Consider the following 20,361-nt stretch of genomic DNA (forward strand, 5'->3'; position numbering starts at 1 on the left):
GTTTCTTTCTTTGCGTCCTTTGCGTCCTTTGCGGTTCGTTTTTTCTACACCCCAGAATTAATGACTCTCTTTCCTCCGCGTACTCTGTGTCTCTGTGGTAAAAAAGCGCACGTTATTGCACAGGCGAGGACGCCTATGCTACGGGAACACACCCTTCTTTTAAGCTGCGGGTTTCCAATCCTTAGAACGACATGAACAATACTTAACGCAAAATTGCCAACACGCGCGCAAAAACATCAGGAAATCTTAAATGGATTCCTGTATACATAAGCATCGGCACCAATCAAAACTATTTTCCCAATAATACTACTTAATTTATGATTATATTACGTCACAAAAAGTACCGTCAAGACTCACACACGCAAAAATCTGTTTAAATACTCTAATCCATGCCATGAGTCAAATATAACTCACGGCAAATCAAATTAATGAGCCAGATTTGCGCTATTAATTATTAATTGCAGGTATTAAATAATACTAAAATGCTGATTTTTGAGAAATAGAACCCAAAAATATTTTTGATTTGATGTTAGTTTCCGCAATTTTGCGGGAATGATATCAACAGTTGATTATGCTGACCGTGCAGCCGACCATGCAGGGTTCGCAGTTACGCTTCAATACGGGTGAAACCGTGCATAAGCGTGTACTGCCCACCACAATCTATTGTTACCTGGAGCCATTGAGACGAACCTTATGCCAGCAACATCTTTTTACGCCGCAGACGCCTACGAAGCCCCACAATCTAATCCAGCATTTGACTCAGACCTCGGAATTGATGAGAACGAGTTGTCTAACGACTTATCTGTAGAAGATTTGGAAGAGCTGGAAATGGCATCGCAAGACCCAGCTAGCTACGCTGTAGCGCCAAACCGCCGCAGTACAGATTTAGTACGTTTGTATCTTCAGGAAATTGGGCGGGTTCGCCTGTTGGGACGCGATGAAGAAGTTTCAGAAGCTCAGAAAGTTCAACGCTATCTAAGATTACGCATATCGCTATCCAATTCTGCCAAGCAGGGTGATGAAATTATTGCTCCTTACTTACGCATTATTGAAATCCAAGAGCGTTTAACTTCCGAGTTAGGTCATCGTCCTTCGCTCGAACGCTGGGCAAAAACAGGTGATATGGATGTTTTTGAACTAAAGCAACTTCTTGCTAAAGGTAAACGTCGCTGGGCTGAAATTGCTAAGTTAACTGTTGAAGAGTTAGAGCAAATTCAAAGCCAAGGACTTCAATCTAAAGAACACATGATTAAGGCGAATCTCCGTCTTGTTGTGTCGGTTGCTAAGAAATATCAAAATCGCGGCTTAGAACTTTTAGATTTGGTTCAAGAAGGTACTTTAGGCTTGGAACGCGCGGTCGAAAAGTTTGATCCAACCAAAGGGTATCGCTTCAGTACTTATGCTTACTGGTGGATTCGTCAGGGAATCACTCGTGCAATTGCTACAAGTAGCCGCACTATTCGCCTCCCTGTCCACATCACAGAAAAACTTAACAAAATTAAAAAAGCACAGCGTAAAATTGCTCAAGAAAAAGGTCGCACACCGACTTTAGAAGATTTGGCAATTGAACTCGAAATGACGCCAACACAAGTTAGAGAAGTTTTACTGCGCGTACCTCGTTCAGTCTCTCTCGAAACTAAAGTTGGTAAAGACAAAGATACCGAATTAGGCGAACTTCTCGAAACTGACGGTGTAACACCCGAAGAAATGCTAATGCGCGAATCACTACAACGTGATTTACAGCACTTGTTAGCTGACTTAACCAGTCGTGAACGCGATGTTATTCTTATGCGCTTCGGTTTATCTGATGGTCATCCTTACTCCCTAGCTGAAATTGGACGCGCGCTTGATTTATCCCGCGAACGTGTACGTCAAATCGAATCCAAAGCATTGCAAAAACTACGTCAACCCAAGCGTCGTAACTTAATTCGCGATTACTTGGAATCTTTAAGCTAGTTTTTTCAATTGACGAGCGGTGTGACCTTATGACTTATACAATGCCTCCCACAATAGTGGGAGGGCAATTGATATAAAGTTATTGTTGAGCTAATAACACAAAAGTTAATTTTTTGTTACAAAAACATCAAGTCTTCCCAATTGAAGCTAAAAGCTTGTCAAAACACAACTAACAGCTAATAGTTCACAATAAACAAATATTTTATTTTGTAATATTGTTGCAATCTATAGCAATAAATTTGCAACAAATACAACATAAATTAGTATAAACACAGTTTGTAATAATTTCTAAACAGCCAAAACTGATTATTTGACAGTCGGAGCATGTCAAAGATTCAAGACGAAAAATGCACAAGCGGTAAGCAAACCTCATTTTTTTATCCCCTCTCTCCCTTACCCCTCACCCCTCCCCTTTTACCTTTAGGCTGTAAAATATTTAAAAAAGACTCTCAATAAGTTGCTGTTGTTGCAACTTAGTCCGAATATTTGTTATATTCTCAATTGACAGCCTTTGTTGAGAAAGATTAGTATGTCTGTCTACACATCTGCTTCGCTGAAGGCAGAACTTAATGAACGTGGCTGGCGCCTGACTCCCCAAAGAGAAGTTATATTACACATTTTTCAAGAACTTCCACAAGGTGAACACTTGAGCGCTGAAGACCTTTACGAAAGGTTGGAAGAACAAGGAGAAGGCATCAGCTTATCAACGATTTACCGCACCCTCAAATTAATGGCGCGGATGGGGATTTTACGGGAATTGGAACTGGGAGAAGGACATAAACATTACGAAATCAACCAACCATACCCACATCATCACCATCACTTAATTTGTGTCAGGTGTAACACAACGATTGAGTTTAAAAACGATTCGATTTTAAAAATTGGGTCGAAGACAGCCCAAAAAGAGGGTTTTAACCTTCTTGACTGTCAAATGACAATTCATGCCGTTTGTCCTAAATGTCAACGTGCGTTAATGCCGTTGTAACAACGTGCGTAGGTCGAGAGGTAAGTTTTTTGGGGGAATCAAAATCAACAAAAATCCCACGCACTATCCCGCGTGGGATTTTTTGAGTCATGTTAATAGCGTCCTGTTGTTACATCATTAAGACTGATGCCATAAAACTCTTGTGCTTGTTTAATCGCGCGTTTCGTATCGTTACCCATTACGCCATTAAGTGGTCCTTTATAAAAACCTTTTTCTCTCAACCGACGTTGGATTTCCAAAACGTTAAACTCGTTGCTAGTTCCAGTACTCGTGGTAGCGTATAACTTCGCGCGCGTTGTTGGACCTGCAATACCACTTGCTGCCAAATAATTCTCAGCCTGAAAGCGTTTTACTGCATCCGCCGTATACGGTCCATAGTAACCGTTTGGCTGTCCTTCTAAGTATCCGGCTTTAATTAACTGTTCTTGTAAAATACGTACAGGTTCACCTCGATCGCCCAGACGAAGTTTATCGCTGGGAGCAGGGCGCCGTGAAGAAGTATCTTCACCACCAATACCGACAGGAGGCAGTCGGCGTAATGTTGCAGGTCCAACCAATCCATCTGCTTCCAAATTATAAGCTTGCTGGAATTGTTTAACTGCATCTTCGGTAATTGGACCGAAAATACCAGTCGAACTACCGTAATAATATCCCGCTATCCGCAACCGTTCTTGCAATACACGAACTTCCTCTCCTTCGTCACCCTTACCAATAATTCCTGAAACGCGACGCTTGGTTGCTGGTGCAGTCGCTTTTTGCGTTGCCACAGAACGAACTTCTTCAACACGCGGTTTTTGAGTATTGACAACGTTCTGTGCCCTCGTAGTGGTATTTTTAGCTGGTGGGCGCCAGCTATCTAATTTACCAACTGTTGTTGGACCTGCAATACCGCTTACCTGTAATCCAGCAGCTTTTTGAAACCGCTTGACAGCATCTTCTGTACGAGCATCATATACATGAGTGATAGGAGCAGCATAAAAACCTGCTCGTCTCAAATCCTGTTGCAATTCCCGAACAGAGGGTCCTTGGTCGCCTTTTTGCAGTGCAAAAGCACTACTCATTGTAGTCATCATTGATAAAGTCAAAGCCAGGGGTAACATGTACCGCCAAGCTCGACTCGATAGTTTTTTCCAGTTCGGCGATGTTCCCTGATTGGCTAAAAGGCTGAGTTTAGCTAGTTCAATCGATGGGCAGTCTTCGTAATCGAAAGCTAGGTGTAAATACGCAAGGTTTTCCATAGTTATTTTCCTAATTTTTTCCTACACCACTTATTTTTCGATGCCAGTAACACCCACGCTCTAAAAAAACGTGGTGACAATTACCTAAAAAGATAAACTTCTTGGATACTGGCTATTCGATAGCTGCTTCAGCTTGATGTACTAAGTTTCGCAGATTTTCCAATGTTTGTATATTTACATCCTCCCATAAACCGCGCTTGTGTGCTTCAAGTAATCTCTCAGCAATATCACGCAGAGCATACGGGTTTTTTTCCTCAATAAATTTACAAACTCTTAAATCAAACAAGTATGTCTTCGCAATTCCTTCATACATATGGTCTTCTACACACCTGGCAGTAGCATCATAAGCGAATAAATAGTCAACTGTAGCAGCCATTTCAAATGCACCTTTGTAACCGTGACGCATTACTCCAGCAATCCACTTTGGATTAATTACCCGTGAACGGTATACCCTGGCTATTTCTTCTTTGAGTTTACGAACTCGCGGTTTTGACGTTATCGAGTTATCGCCAAAATAAGTTTCAGGGTTTTCTCCCCGAATCGAACGTACTGCTGCCGTTAAACCGCCTTGAAATTGATAATAATCATCAGAGTCAAGCAAATCGTGTTCGCGGTTATCTTGGTTTTGCAGCACTACTTGCGTCAACGATAAACGTTTAGAAAACGCTTCGGGTGCTATCGAGCCTTTGTTGTTTTGAGTATAAGCGTAGGAACTCCAATTTATATAAGCGCGCGCTAAGTCCGAGTCATCTGACCAACTTTGCGACTCGATTAAACCTTGAAGTCCAGCACCATATGCACCTGGTTTGGAACCAAAAATTCGGTACTTAGAGCGTTCTTTGGCTTCTATTTCACTCAATCCCATTGAAAGCCAATACTCCGTTTCTTGTAACACTTGAGCGGCTAGCGGGTTTGAGTTCTTCGGTTCATCCAATGCTGCCACAGCTTTTACAGCTTGGTCAAATAAGTCTATCAGATTTCCGAAAGCATCTCGGAAAAACCCCGAAACTCTCAATGTTACATCCACGCGCGGGCGCCCTAACACTCCTAACGGTAATATTTCAGTGCTAACAACACGGCGTGCTGCACTATCCCACACAGGCTGTACACCTAGCAATGCAAGTGCCTGGGCAATATCATCACCTCCAGTCCGCATTGTTGCTGTTCCCCATAAAGATAATACTAGTGTTTTTGGATACTCTCCGTGTTCCTGAGTATAACATTCTATCAGTGTTTCTGCTGCTTTATAGCCTACATCCCACGCTGACTCTGTTGGAACTGCACGAATATCGACTGAGTAAAAATTATTACCTGTCGGTAAAACTTCTGGGCGCCCACGTGTTGGCGCACCGGATGGGGCACTCGGTACATATCGACCATCTAGTCCACGTAACAAATTAATAATTTCTTTGTCAGTTTGTAATAAAGCTGGTAGAAGACACGATTTTATCCAAGTCAGAGAAGTAATGAGTGTAGAGACGCGATTAATCGCGTCTGTACGAGTGCTGAGTGCTGACTGTTGAGTGCTGAGTATAGAGACAGAATTTATCGCGTCTGTATTTGGGGAACTTTGAATTATTTGTTCTATTAGATGTGCTGCATGTTCTTCGAGAGCTTCGACTGCATCACCAACGGTGTGGATTTTATGGTGTGTTTTTTTTGCTAGAAGTTCTATTTGCTCTTGGGTAAGTTTTTGACTAAAATCATCTGTCAAAGGATTGATTTCTAAACCCCAGTCAGTAGCGATGGCACAGGTAATACCTATATGGTGTCGGTTTGACTGTCTAGCTATAGCAATAATTAAATCACGAAGTTGCCGACCATCGGGACACTGCCCAAAAATATGTAGCCCATCACGAATTTGCGCTTCTTTCAGTTCACACAAATAACCGTCAAGTTTACCAATTGGGATTTGAGACTCATTACCTTTTGCCCTTTCCCCTTTACCTGTTCTTAAATCTAAATGAAGATTTTCTTGGCTAACAAGTTCACTAATACGCGCGCTTATTGCTGGTAATCTACTGGGGTTCAAAGTATCAGCTTCGTAATACTCATCAATCAAATTTTCGAGATTTTGCAGCGAACCGTAAAGTTCCGCACGGGTTAGAGGTGGTGTTAAATGGTCTACAATTACCGCTTGCGCGCGTCGTTTGGCTTGAGAACCCTCACCTGGGTCATTTACAATAAAAGGATATAAATGCGGCATGGCGCCTAATGCCACTTCTGGGTAGCAATTACTCGACAATGCTACGCTTTTACCTGGCAACCATTCCAAGTTTCCATGCTTACCAACATGAACTACCGCATCACCTCCAAAATATTTACGCACCCAATGATAAAACGCTAAATAGGCGTGAGTTGGCGCCAAGTCTGGGGCGTGATAATTTAAGCTAGGGTCAAGGTCATAACCCCGTGATGGCTGAATCCCAATAAATATATTGCCAAGTTGAATACCAGGAATCGCAATTTTGGATTTTGGTTCTTCTCCCCAACGTTGATTAATTCCTTGCTGAACGGTTTCTGGTAGAGAACTAAAATAAGCTTGATATTCTTCCCACGTAATGCTTTGGTATATAGGACGTAATTCTCTTCCTTCAGGGTCATTTGTAACTCCCTTAGTTAACCACTGTATTAATTCATCCCCATTTTCTGGAATCTTCTCTACGTTATAACCATTGTTTCGCAGGGCTTTCAAAATTTCTACGCAGCTTGCAGGTGTATCCAAACCAACCCCATTTGCAAGACGAGCATTGCGCGTTGGATAGTTAGCCAAAATTAAGGCTACTTTCCGTTCTGATGGTGGTAAGTTACGCAGTCGCACCCAGTTCGCAGTAAGTTCGGCAATAAAATTAATGCGTGAAGCTACTGGTTCATAGCCAACTACATCAGTTTCTAAGTCGGGGTGCTGCATTTGCAACGCTTTGAACGAAACGGCACGGCTAATAATTCTACCGTCAACTTCGGGAAGTGCCACATTCATCGCCATATCGCGCGGCGACAAACCCATAGTATTTGACTCCCACTGTTCAATAAAACCACCGCTAAGAATTACTTGTAGCACTGGCACATCCAATTTTTGCCAAAGCTCAATTTGTGGGGTTTCTGTATCTAAGCGTGCGAGTGAAAAGCTTGTTGTGTTAAGCAATAGGCTAATGGGCAAAGGCGAAGAAGAAATTGGTTGAAATATGGCTTCTAGTTCGGCTTGGACATCTTTTTCTCGCAGCGAAGATACAAAGACTGGTACGGGTTCTAAATTATGCTTAATTAAAGCCGAGCATAAAGCATCAATGACTTTAGTGTTGCCTGCTAAATAATGCGCGCGGTAAAAAAGTATTCCAACTCTTGGCATTATGCGTTCTTTTTCCATTGCCACTTCGGACTTACCTCTTTCCCATCGCTCGTATATTCCCACGCGCGGAACGGCTTTTACAGGAGGTGGGTTAAATGTGGTTTCAAAACAGCAATCTGAAATATATTGGAATGCATTAACAATATTTTCGACACCACCTTCGTTAAAATAACGCCATATCTTGTGAACTTTGGCTTCTCCCAAAGTGGAATGAGATATCAAATACGGGTCAATACCATCATCTCCAGGCATTACAATTAAATCTATATGGTTACGTTCTACAAGTTCCTGCACAACTTCAAAACCGTAAGTCCAATACGAACGCCCCCCTAAAAGGCGCAAAATTATTACTTGAGCAAACTCTAAAACTTGTTCTGCATAAGCATCAATGCTAATTTGCGCCTGTAATTGTAATAGGTTAGCGACTCGGAGCGCAGGAAAATTCGGTAAAAACGCATAAGCAGCGGCAATGCCCTGAATGTCCGTATCCGCTGCCGTCAAGAATATTACTGGAGCAGGATTTTGTTTAATAAAAATAATGCCTTCAGATTGAGCAAGGGCATCGACTGATGTGCTATTAATACGATGCATAGTCCTCTGTAATCGTTTTAAAGTACATAAAGTAAAACTCAAGTAAACTCAAAATTATGTTAAAAATTATTACAAACTGTTAATAACCCCTCGACCGCCCGCCCCTTTTATTGTCATAAATTGAAAATGCTTAGTTCTCCTGATTTGGGCTTTTCTCGAACGTTACGTGTTGAAATGTTTGATCAGCTTGGAAGATTGTTAGAGCAGATGGCTCCAGCAGTTGAAAATCAAGCTTTAGTACTTACAGAAGCTGTGTTACAGCGAATTCCTCTTTCGAGCCAATGGCAGGTAAAGCGCTTTACAGTATTTGTGTCGCAGGGGTTTAGCGCGCTGCTAACAGGAACTAAAGAAGTAAATTCAAACAACATAGTACAAAATATAGTTCAACAGGATTTGACTAATGAAATTCAAGAGGACATCATCTCGTTAGATGCAAGTTTGACTTTTGACTCTCACGTCATAGCTTCGTTTTTGTTAGAGTTAGGAGCTTTATTTCCGCTTCATTCCCAAACGTATCGAGATTTAAAACACTTCCGTCATCGTATCGCACCTAATGACGCAACACTACAACAAAAATTTACATTGCTGCTATTAGATTGTTTACTGGCGCCATCAGCAATAGAGTCATCAAACACTGACAATGTAAACTATTCTGCTTGCCAGCACGTCGAGGATGCACTCTCTAAGCAAATTGCTCAAGAACGACTTTTAAATCGTGTAACAACTCAAATCCGTAAAAGCTTAGATTTATCTGTAATAATGACAACAGCGCTCGCGCAGGTACGTGAGTTTTTAGAACTAGATAGGTTGGTAATATATAAATTTGAAGAGTCTAAGATTAATCGTAGAAACATACCTATATCAAAATCTTTATCTTCAAACTCATTCGGTTCGGTAGTGGCAAGTAACGAGAATCATGTTCTTCAGTACGGGGGTTGCATAGTTTACGAGGTTTGTGCAAACAATACTATTCCGTCAGTATTGAATTGTAAAGAAGCAAATTGTTTTACTCCCACTACTGAATGTTGGAAAAAGTACCGTCAAGGTTTTACGCTGGCAGTCAATGATATTACTAAAACTTACCCTATCGAAAAATGTTTGTTGGACTTTTTGAAAGCCGTTCACGTTCGCGCTAAGTTAGTGGCGCCGATTATGTTTGAAAATAAGCTCTGGGGGTTGCTTATTGCCCATCAGTGCTACGAAGCGCACAACTGGAATGAAAGCGAGAAAAATTTATTAGGCGCCGTTGCCGAACAGCTAGCTATTGCTATTCACCAAGCTGAGTTAATGAAGTCGCTAACTCAAGAAAAGCAAACTCTCGAACAGCGAGTAATTGAACGAACTATGGCACTACACGATGCCTTAGTTGCCGCTGAAGCTGCTAGTCGTATTCGCAGTGAGTTTTTAGCTACTATTAGTCATGAATTACTAACACCGTTAACCTACGTAATTGGTATGTCATCAACATTACTAAGGTGGTCATTCGGTGAATTAACCCAGCGTCAGCGTGATTACTTACAGACTATTCATGATAGCGGTGAACACCTGCTGGAAATGATTAATGATATTCTCGATTTATCACAAATTGAGGCAGGTAAGGCAGTTTTAAATAATACAGAGTTTTCATTAACAGAAGTTGCACAACTGATAAGTAGCTCGTTGCAGGAAAAAGCAACGGCTCAACAAGTAGATTTAAAATTAGACTTGCAAGTTAATGAGAACCGTCGTTTTCATGCAGATGCACGACGAGTACAGCAAATTATTAATAATCTTCTTAGTAACGCAATTAAATTTACTCCAGAAGGTGGTAGCGTTACTTTACGGTTGTGGTGTGAGGATAATAACGCAGTATTTCAAGTCGAAGATACAGGTATTGGTATACCTGAAGAAAAATTACCACAGTTGTTTGAAAAGTTTCACCAGCTTGATACTCCTTATAGGCGCCGTTATGGAGGTACAGGTTTAGGACTAGCTCTTACTAAGCAACTTGTAGAAATGCATCGTGGTCGAATTGAAGTAGAATCTACAGTTGAAGTTGGCTCAGTTTTTACAGTTTGGATACCCGAACAACCCAATGAGTAACCTTGGTAACGGATGGAACGGATGTAACGCATGAACAGTAGGTTGGGTTACGCGATAGCGCAACCCAACATATTTAATGACGGGCAGGGATGCCCATTCCACAAGAGTAGATTTACATTTAACTTAAGGCATCTTCTAGAACAGCTTGATGAATTGATGCCCTATCGAGGAAAAATTGTATTTTATCTGGTGATAGCGGGTCGCCGTTTGCGTAGTGTTCAATCCAGGTTTTACTTATTACGTTAGCATCATCAGGTAAGGAAGCTAAATCCCAACCTGGCATATCTGTATCTTCCATCAAGCGGTTTACTTTTGGGTCATAGCTGATGGCAAATGTTCGACATCCTTCGCTTGCTGCCATAATTAGGCTATGTAAACGCATTCCTATTGCCATTTCAACACCGCGAAATACACCTTTCAAGATTTGTGGTTCTTCAAAATGCAGTATTTTACTAACATCTTTCAGTGCAGGCTGGATAGTTTGGGCTATTACATAGTCTTGTGCTTTTTGGAAGGGTAAAAGCACGATAAATGTTTGTGTCGCTTTCTGAAAATCAACTAACGCGCGCGTTATTGTTTCTAGACGAGGCGCCGTTAGTTGTGAATGTGACCTTAATGTTACTGCGACTCTAGGCGCCGGTAAATCCCAAAGCCCTGGTGTTGGCTTAGACTCCATTGCCCATACAGGGTCAGGGGCGAGGAAATGGGGAACTTTCCACTCAGTCAACAGTGCTGCACTCTTTATATCACGCACACTAACCTTAGTACAATTACTGAATGTTTGCCTTGCTATCCAGCGTACTTGTGAACGTTTGAGTGGGCCGATACCTTGCGCCCATGCTACTGTTTTTAAACCCATTTTTTGTGCTAACGCCATCAAGCCAGCGTAATAAAACGGACTTATAAAGCTTGTTGCATCTTGAATTAAACTACCACCACCCCAAATAAATGCATCACACGAGCGTAAAGTTTTTATAACGGTTGGCATCGACATGCGTTGATGTGCTTCAACTCCGTAGCGCTGACTCGTTTCGTCAGGGTTTCCTGACAGCACTACAGGTGTGACGTGTGAGGGTAGCATTTGTAAAAGTGTCGCTAACAGTGCCTCATCGCCACCGTTGCCTTTACCGTAATATCCAGATAGTAACGCGCGCATTTTGGATTTTGGATTTTACCTAACAGGATTTTAGATTAACAGTTTTTATTCAAACTGTGTATGCGGTGGTGTTACATATCTGGTTGCGGGTGGTTAGATTCCGGGAATCTAAACTAGAACCAGGCTATAAAAATTAAAATCTCTGAAAGAGAATGAAGAAAGGTACTATACATATAATACAATTTAAAATCTTAAAGGCATTGGTTCAGAGCAAGACGATTTATGAGTTTTCTTTTTGCTTATATCGAGCTATTGCTTTAGAATGAGTCACAACACTACCAAATAGATAAAAACCTCGCAAATACAAATTGCAAGGTTTAATGCTATACAAACCAACGTACAAGAACTAATGCCTTTCCACTAATTACTATTTACTTTCATATCTATTAAAAATAATTCCGGCTAAAGTCACGAATAAGGTATGACTTTAGTCACGGTTTTTCAATAAATACAGGTTCAATGAATATTGGCGCTATTTGTGGTACAAAATTAAATTTTAAGAAAGTACTTGTCTGTTCATTTGCCTCGAAGTCCTATCTCACAAAATATTTTCGCTCTTCGACTAAAACTTGCATATTTCTGGTTTAACAGGGCAAGTTTTGTTTTTAATTGGATTTTCCCTAAGATCAAGTTTTGTCAATAAACTTTGTTTACAACACACTTTTTAAGTATAAATAACCAACGCACGCTCCCAAGGCACCGATACTTTAGTTTTACCAGATGCCTACCCAATAGTGCTCGGTATATCACCGTCCGGCTCTTTTTTGGTTTTGCTGACATTGACAAAGATGTGGATAGCATGTGCAATACAATTAAGTACATGTAGTTCAAATAGCTTGAGACTTTGTATAACAACAAAGACTCGCGTTGCTCAGTATTTGAAGCCACAGTATACGAATCTATCGAACGTTACTTATAATCAATAGCGTTCGTACCAGGCGCCCACAATTTTAACCGAATATTTTCTCCTAGGTTGAACTCTAGGTGTCTTAACTCCTAACTCCTAACTCGTAAGGTGCGTGACGCCATCTGATGGTTAGCTCCGTTGAAGAATTGTTACTGCGTCACGCACCCTACCTCCTAATTATTGTTTATGCACGCTCTTTCAATTCCCACTTGGATAATTCACGTTTCTAGCGTTATTGAATGGATAGCCGCTATTTGGTTAATTTGGACTTATGGCGAACTTACTCAAAATAAGGCTTGGTGGGGATTTTCATTTGCTATGTTACCGGCTTTAGTCAGCGCGATGTGTGCTTGCATCTGGCATTATTTTGATAACTCCCCATCTTTGGAATGGATGGTGACACTACAAGCTAGTATGACAGTATTGGGTAACTTTACTCTACTAATAGCCGCGTTCTGGATTTGGCGCACAAGTAAATCACAACAAGTTTAATTTACCCCTTTACCCTTTTCCCCTTCCTTAATATGTCTAAAGAAACATTATTCGCGCTTTCGCTATTTCCCTACTTGGGCTTTTTGTGGTTTATTACCCGTTCGGGACAAATGCCTAAGTTAGCTTTATATGGCTTTTACGGGACACTTGTATTTGTTGCTGTGACTATTCCAGCAGGAATTTATGCTCAAGTCCACTACGGTACGTCTTTAGCTAATGTTGACTGGCTACATGGTAGTGCGGAAGTATTTTTAACGCTTACTAATATATTGGTTGTGCTGGGTTTCCGACAGGCTGTGATCGAAAAAAAACAAGCCGCAAAGAATATTTAAATACTTCCTTAGAGGGTATTACTGATGTAAAACATCCCCCAATCATGTGATTTTATAGGTAGTATGTGACACTTACGTAAGTTGAACATGACAATTTTTATTTCGGTAATATTGTTTAATATGGAGATAAGAGCGAAGACACAATAATCTACAAACCTTAGTTAAATGGTAGGTGCGTAATGAATCTATCAATCAAGAGCGCGATTAAGCGCACAGTATTACCAGGCTTAATGGCTACAAGCTTGTTCGGCGCCACACTATTTCCAGCGCAACAAGCATCAGCAGACGACCGAGTTCTACGTGATGTTGGTGTTGGTGCTGCTGCTGGAGCCGCTGCTGGCTTAATTACTGGTAAAGGCTCGTTTTTGGGCAATGCCGTGAACGGTGGTGCTGCTGGTGCTGCTGTAAATGCAACACAGGGTACTGTGAAACAAGGCAGCAGTAACAGATCTCGTAGAAAGAAACGTAACGCAGTTCAAGACATCGGTGTTGGTGCTGCTGCTGGTGTAGGAGCAGGGGCTATTAGAGGAAATGGAAACACTGGCAATAATGCGATAACTGGCGCCGCCGCTGGTGCTGCAATTCACTTACTTAAGTAAGTAGATAGGTAATATTAGGTAGAGACAGACGTTACATGTAGCGTCTTTACCATAATCATCAAAAACTCATCTTCTAGAAGAAGGTGAGTTTTTTCATCTTCGTGTAGCAAATTTCTAATTTACATGACTTTAGTCATAGTATGAACAGTGACTTTTTATACTAGTTTTTATTTATTAAGACTTATAGGATGAATTTGTTGAATCAAAGGCAATTTGTTGATGCCAGTAAAACTAAACTTATTAACCTTAGTGAAGAGGCAAATGTGTGATGAATTTATCTATTAATAAAGTAATTTTATCTGCGATTATGGCTACAGGCTTATTCGGCGCCACATTATTACCAGCAAAGCCAGCATCAGCAGACGACCAAGTTTTACGTGATGTCGGTATCGGTGCTGCTGCAGGTGTAGTTACTGGTGCAATCACTGGTCATGGTTCGTTTTTAGGTAATGTTGTTAATGGTGCTGGTGCTGGTGCTGCCGTGAACGCGGCTAATGGCATTAAAAATGAAGGCAGAAGTAATAGAGCGCATAAAAAGGATCGTAGCCTTGTTCAAGACCTTGGTGTTGGTGCTGGTGCTGGTGTAGTATCAGGGGCTGTTACTGGACATAGAAACACTGTCAATAACGCGCTAACTGGCGCCGCCGCTGGTGCAGCAATTAACTTACTCACAAAGTAGATAGGTAATAAAAGTAGAGTGGGAATTTAAGATTCCCCAGTTAACTACCAAATTTTACAGACGAAGCTTTGATTTCTTCATCTTCCCATTTTTTAAACAAAGGTGGAATTATGTCAAATTTATGACCGGGTTGCAAAGCTTCAAAATTAACGCTTTCGCTAATCTTGGTCATTCTATCTGTATCAGATAAGTGCAGTGCATCAAATAATTTTGCTGATGTAAATGGAAGGATAGGCGCCTGTACAATTGCATGAATTCTAATTAAATTTATACAAGTACGTATTACTTGCGCTGCTTCGTCACGGTTGGTTTTAATTTGCTTCCAAGGTGCCTTCTCATCTATATACTGGTTGCCTAGTATCCATGAAGAGTAGAGTGTATCTACTGCTTTACGAAATTCCAAGTTACTTAGATAATCGCAGTATTTATTTAATAATCGCGCGCAGGTATTTGATTCCATTAATGTACGGCAGTGCGCCCTTTGATTAGATGTTTGACTTGATTAGTGTTGCTGAAGTTAAGCTTCCTGTTTTTGATGAGTTGTACTTTTCTATATTACAACATGAAACACTGGTAATAAGCACTTTAGTGCTTAATATTGACAAGCACTGAAGTGCTTATTACGAAATCATTCCGCAAAATTACTGAGTGCAAAAGTATATAATTTAAGCAATTCTATGTAATGAGGTATTACCAAAGTTATATTTATATTTGAGCGTTTATGCTAAGAGCTACGAGGATTCCGGGTTATGAACTGCATGAAGTGATTAGCGAAAGTGCTAGCAAGCTAATAATTCGAGCATTTTCGCACGCATTACAAAAGTCTGTTGTCCTCAAAGTTCTAAAGCCTAATTGCCCTATCGACGCTGTAACACGTTTGAAGCATGAGTATCGAATTGCATCTAGTCTAGCCAAAGCTAAAAGTTCAGATATACCAGGTGTTGTTAAAGTTTATAGCTTGGTGAAGCAGGAAGATATCTCATTTTTAGTGTTGGAGGACTTTGGTGGAATATCGCTGGATAAAATAATTGCGTCGCAAGCTTTAGATGTTGTTTCATGTTTGACTATTGCCGTTCAGCTTGCTACTGTATTGATGTCGCTGCACTCCTACGACATTATCCACAAAGACATTAAGCCATCCAGTATTATAGTTAACCAAAAAACTGGAGAAATTAAACTTACAGATTTTGGTATTGCTTCATTTAAGGAAAAACTAAATGCATCCTCTTTTCAACTCGAAGGAAGCTTTGCATATATGTCTCCCGAACAAACTGGGAGAATAAACCGTGCAGTTGATTACCGCAGTGATTTTTACTCTTTGGGTGTGACTTTGTATGAAATGCTTGCTTTTAGACTACCGTTTATAAGTGATGATGCTTTGGAATTGATTCACAGTCACATTGCTAAACAACCACCTCCATTAACAACTCTTCCACAATTAGCTGCAATTGTCATGAAGTTAATGGCAAAAAACGCTGAAAGCCGGTATCAGAGCGCAGTTGGACTTTTAGCTGACTTGGAGTTTTGTTTAACACAACTTAAAGCAAACGGTGTGATTCCAGCATTTAAACCTGGAGAACGCGACAAAGCTGGACAGTTATCGTTCCGGCAGAAGCTCTACGGAAGAGACAAAGAAGTCGATACTTTACTTGATGCTTTTGCTCGCGTAAGTAATGGAAGTGTCTCTAGTGGTTTTGTTCTAATTTCTGGTTATTCGGGTATTGGTAAATCAGCACTTGTTAGTGAAATTCAGCAACCAGTCACTCGTCAGCGTGGATACTTTATTGCAGGTAAGTTTGACCATCAGCGTAACATTCCTTATGCTGCTTTTTTCCAAGCTTTTGAGTCATTGATGCGGATTCTTTTGGTCGAAGACTCGATAAAATTACTAGACTGGCGCCAAAAATTGCAAACTGCACTCGGTGATAATGGACAAATCATAGTAGAAGTTATTCCAGAGCTTGAATTAATCATTGGTGAACAACCACCTGTACCTCAACTGAGTTTGAATGAAACCCAAAACCGTTTTCATTTAATTTTTCGCGCATTTATTAGTGTATTTGCTCAAAAAGAGCGTCCTTTAGTAATTTTTCTAGATGATTTACATTTTTGCGATACAGCTTCTCTTTTATTGATACAACAGCTAGCTACTGATAATCAAGGTTTATTATTAATAGGTGCCTATCGGGATAACGAAGTAGAAAGCAAACACGCTTTAATGCAGTGCGTGAGAGAAATTGAAAAAGCTACGAAAATAGTTCGTCTTGCCTTAGAACCCTTAAATTTAGATCAAACTATCCAACTTCTGTGCGATACATTTGATAGCGATGACAATGGAGAGCTAGTACAACTTGCATCACTGCTGTTAAATAAAACCGCAGGTAATCCATTTTTATTCACTCAGATTATAAAAACACTTTATGAAGAAGGCTTAATTAAATATGATTTTCAACTTCAACACTGGAAGTGGAATATAAACCAAATTCAAACAGTAGGAATCACTGATTTGAGTGTAGTTGAGCTAATGGTGCGTAATTTAATTAAACTTCCTCCACATAGTCAAGAACTATTAAAATTAGCAGCTTGTATTGGTGAGCGTTTTAATTTGACAACGCTCTCGATTATATCTGAAACATCGCCAACTGAAGTAACAGAAAAATTGAGCATAGCTTTAACACAAGGATTAATATTACCTGTTAGGAACAGCGGACTTTCAACAGTACAAGCAGAAATACATGAATATCGTTTTTTGCACGAGCGTGTACAGCAAGCTGCATACCTACTCATTGATAGTAATCTTTATGAAATAACGCATTATAAAATTGGTAAGTTATTATTGCATCAAGAGTCAGAAAAGATAGAAGAAAATATATTTGACATAGTTAATCAATTTAATTTAGGAATTTCTCAAATTCAAACTGAAGACGAAGCGCAAGAACTTTCTAAGTCAGTTGCAGAATTAAATTTAATTGCTGCACGTAAAGCTAAAGCTTCGCTTGCTTTTACTGCCGCAGCTAAATATTTACACCATGCTGTACAACTTCTACCTGTGGATAGTTGGAGCCAATATTATGATTTAACTTTGAATATATATCGAGAACGCGCGGAAATTGAGTTTCTTAACGGTAACTTTGAATTTGCAAAATCTATAACGTATACAGCAATTGAAAAAGTATCATCATTGGAGAAAGCAGATTTTTATAATCTTATAGTATCTCAGTACACGCGACAAGCAAGATATGATGATGTACTAAAGTATGCTAAAAATGGCTTAAGCTTACTTGATATTTATTTACCTGAAGGTGACTGCGAAGACATTGCTTGTGAAGAATTAATGATTGCAAAGCAAAATTTGGATAATATTGGTATTGATTCAATAGTTAATTTACCAAAAATTGAGAATAAGCAGATAGAAATAGCTGTTAAACTTTTAATAAATTTAGAACCATTAGTTTATACTGCTTCAAATTTTACATTGTATACATTTATTGTTAGTAAAGCTGTAAATTTATCGCTGAAGTATGGTAATGTTTCGGAGTCAGTAAAAGCTTATGCTAATTTTGGTTTAATTATTGGTTCAAAATTAGGTGAATATCAAAGTGGTTATCAGTTAGGTTTATCAGCATACGAACTTAGCGAAAAACTTAATGACAAATCACAAAAATCTAAAGCTAGCGCATTATTAACTGGATGGTTACATTGCTGGTCTAAACCTATTAAAAATGCCGCTGTAATTAGCCGTAAAGGTTATCAAGCTGGATTAGAATCTGGAGACTTAATGTTTGCTGGTTGCAATCTAGTTTCTCTAATTTATAATTTATTTTTTCAAGGTCTAGCACTTAACTCAATTAGCAAAGAAATATTAGTAAGTTATCAAGCAGCAGTTAAAATTCAACATGTTGTACTTATTGACACCATTATTGCCATTAAATTTACTGTTGATAATCTAACTAATGTTGATAGTGAATACTTAAATAATTTAGAAATATATAACTATAGCATTACCAAATCAAATTTTATTAAGCAATGTAAAGAGCAGCAATCGTTTTGGTCGTTAACTTTATATTATGTATGTCAAATACAAGTATTATATTTACTAAATAATCAAGATGCAGCTTTAGATTATATAAATAAAGTTCAACAATATTTAGTTGCTATATTAGGTTTTACTATTTCTTCAGAGTATTACTTTTATTATTCACTAGTTTTAAGTAAATTGTATTTAAGATGCGATGTTGTAACACAGGAAAAATATTTAGTGCAAATTCATCAAAATCAACAGCAATTAAAAATTTGGGCTGCTAGCTGTGCTGAAAACTTTCTACACAAGTATTTACTTGTTGAAGCTGAAATCGCGCGTATAACTGGAAAAAATTGGCAAGCTGTTGATTTATACGACAAAGCAATTGAGTTAGCACAAAAAAATGGTTTCATTCAAAATGAAGCTTTAGCAAACGAGCTTGCAGCTTTGTTTTGGGAAAATCAAGATAAAGAAGATTTTTCCAAGATTTACATTACCAAAGCACATCGCTGCTACGAAAAATGGGGAGCAAAAGCGAAAGTTAAACAATTAGAAAAACGTTATCCATATTTAGTCATCGACTCAAATGAAAAAACGATCACTTCGAGTAAAAACTATTCGCTTGATATTGCAACCGTCGTCAAAGCTTCTCTTGCACTATCCCGTGAACTTATACCTAGTCGTTTAAACACTAAGCTTTTACATTTAGTTCGAGAAAACGCATGCGCCGAAAAAGTATATTTTATTATAAAGCAGAATAATCAGTTAATTATCGAATCATTGCTTGTTGGTGATAGTGATGATAATACCGTATGGCAACGCATCGCAGTTACTGAAAGCTATCAATTACCTGTTTCCTTAATCAACTATATTGAACGTACTCAAACATACTTGGTATTAGACGATGCATCACAATCATTAGAATTTAATACTGACCCCTATATAAATATTACCCAACCATTATCAGTACTCGCTGTACCAATTATCCATACTGGTAAAATGTTAGGAGTTCTATATTTAGAGAATAATCTAGTAAAAGGCGCCTTTACAAGTGAAAGAGTAGAGATATTGCAAATACTGGCATTGCAAGCAGCAATATCGTTAGAAAACGCTCGATTTTACACTACTCTAGAAGCGCGCGTTGCCGAACGCACTAAAGAATTAGAAACAGCACTAGGAGAACTTAACCGTACCCAAATACAATTAATTCAAAGTGAGAAAATGTCGGGTTTAGGACAGTTGGTAGCTGGTATTGCTCACGAAATAAATAATCCAGTTAGTTTTATATTTGGGAACTTACTGCACACAAAAGAGTATACAGATTATCTGCTTGAATTAATCAAATTATATCAAAATGAATTGCCAAATCCTAGCTCTAAAATCACAAACAAAATTGATGAAATAGATTTAGACTTTATCTCAAAAGATTTACCTCAAATTATCCAATCGATGCATACTGGTGCAAAAAGGATAAAAGATGTTGTACTGTCTCTACGCACCTTCTCACGTCTCGATGAAGCAACATTGAAAGAAGTTGACATTCACCAAGGCATCGAAAGTACACTGATGATACTTCAGCAAAAGTTGGGCAATATTCAAGTTATCAAGGACTATGGTGATATTCCACAAGTTAATTGTTTTGCTGGAGAAATAAATCAAGTAATCTTGAACATACTCACTAATGCTATCGATGCTTTAGATGTGTGTTCCAACAGTACAATCTGGATTAAAACCTATCTTAGCCAAGATAATTATATTGCAATTGAAATAGCTGACAATGGTATTGGGATGAGTCAAGATATATTAAGCAAAATTTTTGACCCATTTTTTACAACTAAACCAGTTGGCAAAGGCACAGGTTTAGGGTTATCAATATGTTATCAAATCATCGTTGATAAACATCAGGGTAAGCTAACTTGTACCTCGGTGCCGAACCAAGGTAGTAAGTTGACAATTTTGTTACCTAGATGATCC

Annotated in this window: 12 protein-coding genes; 8 read left to right on the forward strand and 4 right to left on the reverse strand. The window is 39.2% G+C overall.

The genetic code is table 11. The features are described 5' to 3' along the window. Positions 1-693: 693 nt before the first annotated feature. Positions 694-1,956: an RNA polymerase sigma factor SigC gene (gene sigC, locus AC2JBO_RS09910; protein WP_496953476.1), complete on the forward strand. Its 1,263-nt coding sequence runs from the start codon at positions 694-696 to the stop codon at positions 1,954-1,956. Positions 1,957-2,485: 529 nt separating this feature from the next. Then, a complete protein-coding gene (locus AC2JBO_RS09915; protein WP_496953477.1) occupies positions 2,486-2,941 on the forward strand; it encodes a Fur family transcriptional regulator in 456 nt (151 codons plus the stop codon). Positions 2,942-3,033: 92 nt separating this feature from the next. On the opposite strand, the gene AC2JBO_RS09920 is transcribed toward AC2JBO_RS09915, so the two are convergent. Together AC2JBO_RS09920 and cobN are read right to left on the reverse strand one after the other, a co-directional pair. Beyond that, entirely contained in the window at positions 3,034-4,179 is a 1,146-nt protein-coding gene (locus AC2JBO_RS09920) for a peptidoglycan-binding domain-containing protein (RefSeq protein ID WP_496953478.1), read from the reverse strand. Between the two features lie 112 nt (positions 4,180-4,291). Next, positions 4,292-8,119 carry a cobaltochelatase subunit CobN gene (gene cobN, locus AC2JBO_RS09925; RefSeq protein ID WP_496953479.1) on the reverse strand — a complete coding sequence of 1,276 codons (3,828 nt, stop codon included), beginning with the start codon at positions 8,117-8,119 and terminating at the stop codon, positions 4,292-4,294. 126 nt (positions 8,120-8,245) lie between these two features. Here cobN and AC2JBO_RS09930 point away from each other — a divergent pair, with 126 nt between their 5' ends. Beyond that, entirely contained in the window at positions 8,246-10,201 is a 1,956-nt protein-coding gene (locus AC2JBO_RS09930; protein ID WP_496953480.1) for a GAF domain-containing sensor histidine kinase, read from the forward strand. Positions 10,202-10,319: 118 nt separating this feature from the next. Here AC2JBO_RS09930 and csaB read toward each other — a convergent pair whose 3' ends face one another. Continuing rightward, positions 10,320-11,357 carry a polysaccharide pyruvyl transferase CsaB gene (gene csaB, locus AC2JBO_RS09935; protein WP_496953481.1) on the reverse strand — a complete coding sequence of 346 codons (1,038 nt, stop codon included), beginning with the start codon at positions 11,355-11,357 and terminating at the stop codon, positions 10,320-10,322. Between the two features lie 1,093 nt (positions 11,358-12,450). Between csaB and AC2JBO_RS09940 the strand changes: the two genes are divergently transcribed. The 4 genes from AC2JBO_RS09940 to AC2JBO_RS09955 all read left to right on the forward strand — a co-directional run bounded on the left by AC2JBO_RS09940 (position 12,451) and on the right by AC2JBO_RS09955 (position 14,366). Continuing rightward, a complete protein-coding gene (locus AC2JBO_RS09940) occupies positions 12,451-12,756 on the forward strand; it encodes a DUF2499 domain-containing protein (protein WP_496953482.1) in 306 nt (101 codons plus the stop codon). 32 nt (positions 12,757-12,788) lie between these two features. Next, a complete protein-coding gene (locus tag AC2JBO_RS09945) occupies positions 12,789-13,088 on the forward strand; it encodes a DUF3593 domain-containing protein (RefSeq protein WP_496953483.1) in 300 nt (99 codons plus the stop codon). 179 nt (positions 13,089-13,267) lie between these two features. Continuing rightward, on the forward strand, positions 13,268-13,687 hold the full coding sequence (locus tag AC2JBO_RS09950) for a hypothetical protein (protein ID WP_496953484.1): 420 nt from the start codon (positions 13,268-13,270) through the stop codon (positions 13,685-13,687). A 268-nt stretch (positions 13,688-13,955) separates the two neighbouring features. Then, complete coding sequence (locus tag AC2JBO_RS09955; protein ID WP_496953485.1) at positions 13,956-14,366, forward strand: hypothetical protein; 411 nt, start codon at positions 13,956-13,958, stop codon at positions 14,364-14,366. A 40-nt stretch (positions 14,367-14,406) separates the two neighbouring features. Here the strand turns inward: AC2JBO_RS09955 and AC2JBO_RS09960 are convergent, their stop codons facing one another. Then, a complete protein-coding gene (locus tag AC2JBO_RS09960; protein WP_496953486.1) occupies positions 14,407-14,826 on the reverse strand; it encodes a class I tRNA ligase family protein in 420 nt (139 codons plus the stop codon). A 261-nt stretch (positions 14,827-15,087) separates the two neighbouring features. Between AC2JBO_RS09960 and AC2JBO_RS09965 the strand changes: the two genes are divergently transcribed. Further along, complete coding sequence (locus tag AC2JBO_RS09965) at positions 15,088-20,358, forward strand: ATP-binding sensor histidine kinase (RefSeq protein ID WP_496953487.1); 5,271 nt, start codon at positions 15,088-15,090, stop codon at positions 20,356-20,358. The last annotated feature ends 3 nt before the right edge of the window (positions 20,359-20,361 follow it).

The organism is Calothrix sp. CBUCES-K 9914, from assembly GCF_059640475.1.

What these genes read in the sequence shown, in the direction of transcription:
- sigC (WP_496953476.1), top strand. Translation starts at nt 694, where the DNA reads ATGCCAGCAACATCTTTTTACGCCGCAGACGCCTACGAAGCCCCACAA.
- AC2JBO_RS09915 (WP_496953477.1), top strand. Translation starts at nt 2,486, where the DNA reads ATGTCTGTCTACACATCTGCTTCGCTGAAGGCAGAACTTAATGAACGT.
- AC2JBO_RS09920 (WP_496953478.1), bottom strand. Translation starts at nt 4,179, where the DNA reads ATGGAAAACCTTGCGTATTTACACCTAGCTTTCGATTACGAAGACTGC.
- cobN (WP_496953479.1), bottom strand. Translation starts at nt 8,119, where the DNA reads ATGCATCGTATTAATAGCACATCAGTCGATGCCCTTGCTCAATCTGAA.
- AC2JBO_RS09930 (WP_496953480.1), top strand. Translation starts at nt 8,246, where the DNA reads ATGCTTAGTTCTCCTGATTTGGGCTTTTCTCGAACGTTACGTGTTGAA.
- csaB (WP_496953481.1), bottom strand. Translation starts at nt 11,357, where the DNA reads ATGCGCGCGTTACTATCTGGATATTACGGTAAAGGCAACGGTGGCGAT.
- AC2JBO_RS09940 (WP_496953482.1), top strand. Translation starts at nt 12,451, where the DNA reads ATGCACGCTCTTTCAATTCCCACTTGGATAATTCACGTTTCTAGCGTT.
- AC2JBO_RS09945 (WP_496953483.1), top strand. Translation starts at nt 12,789, where the DNA reads ATGTCTAAAGAAACATTATTCGCGCTTTCGCTATTTCCCTACTTGGGC.
- AC2JBO_RS09950 (WP_496953484.1), top strand. Translation starts at nt 13,268, where the DNA reads ATGAATCTATCAATCAAGAGCGCGATTAAGCGCACAGTATTACCAGGC.
- AC2JBO_RS09955 (WP_496953485.1), top strand. Translation starts at nt 13,956, where the DNA reads ATGAATTTATCTATTAATAAAGTAATTTTATCTGCGATTATGGCTACA.
- AC2JBO_RS09960 (WP_496953486.1), bottom strand. Translation starts at nt 14,826, where the DNA reads ATGGAATCAAATACCTGCGCGCGATTATTAAATAAATACTGCGATTAT.
- AC2JBO_RS09965 (WP_496953487.1), top strand. Translation starts at nt 15,088, where the DNA reads ATGCTAAGAGCTACGAGGATTCCGGGTTATGAACTGCATGAAGTGATT.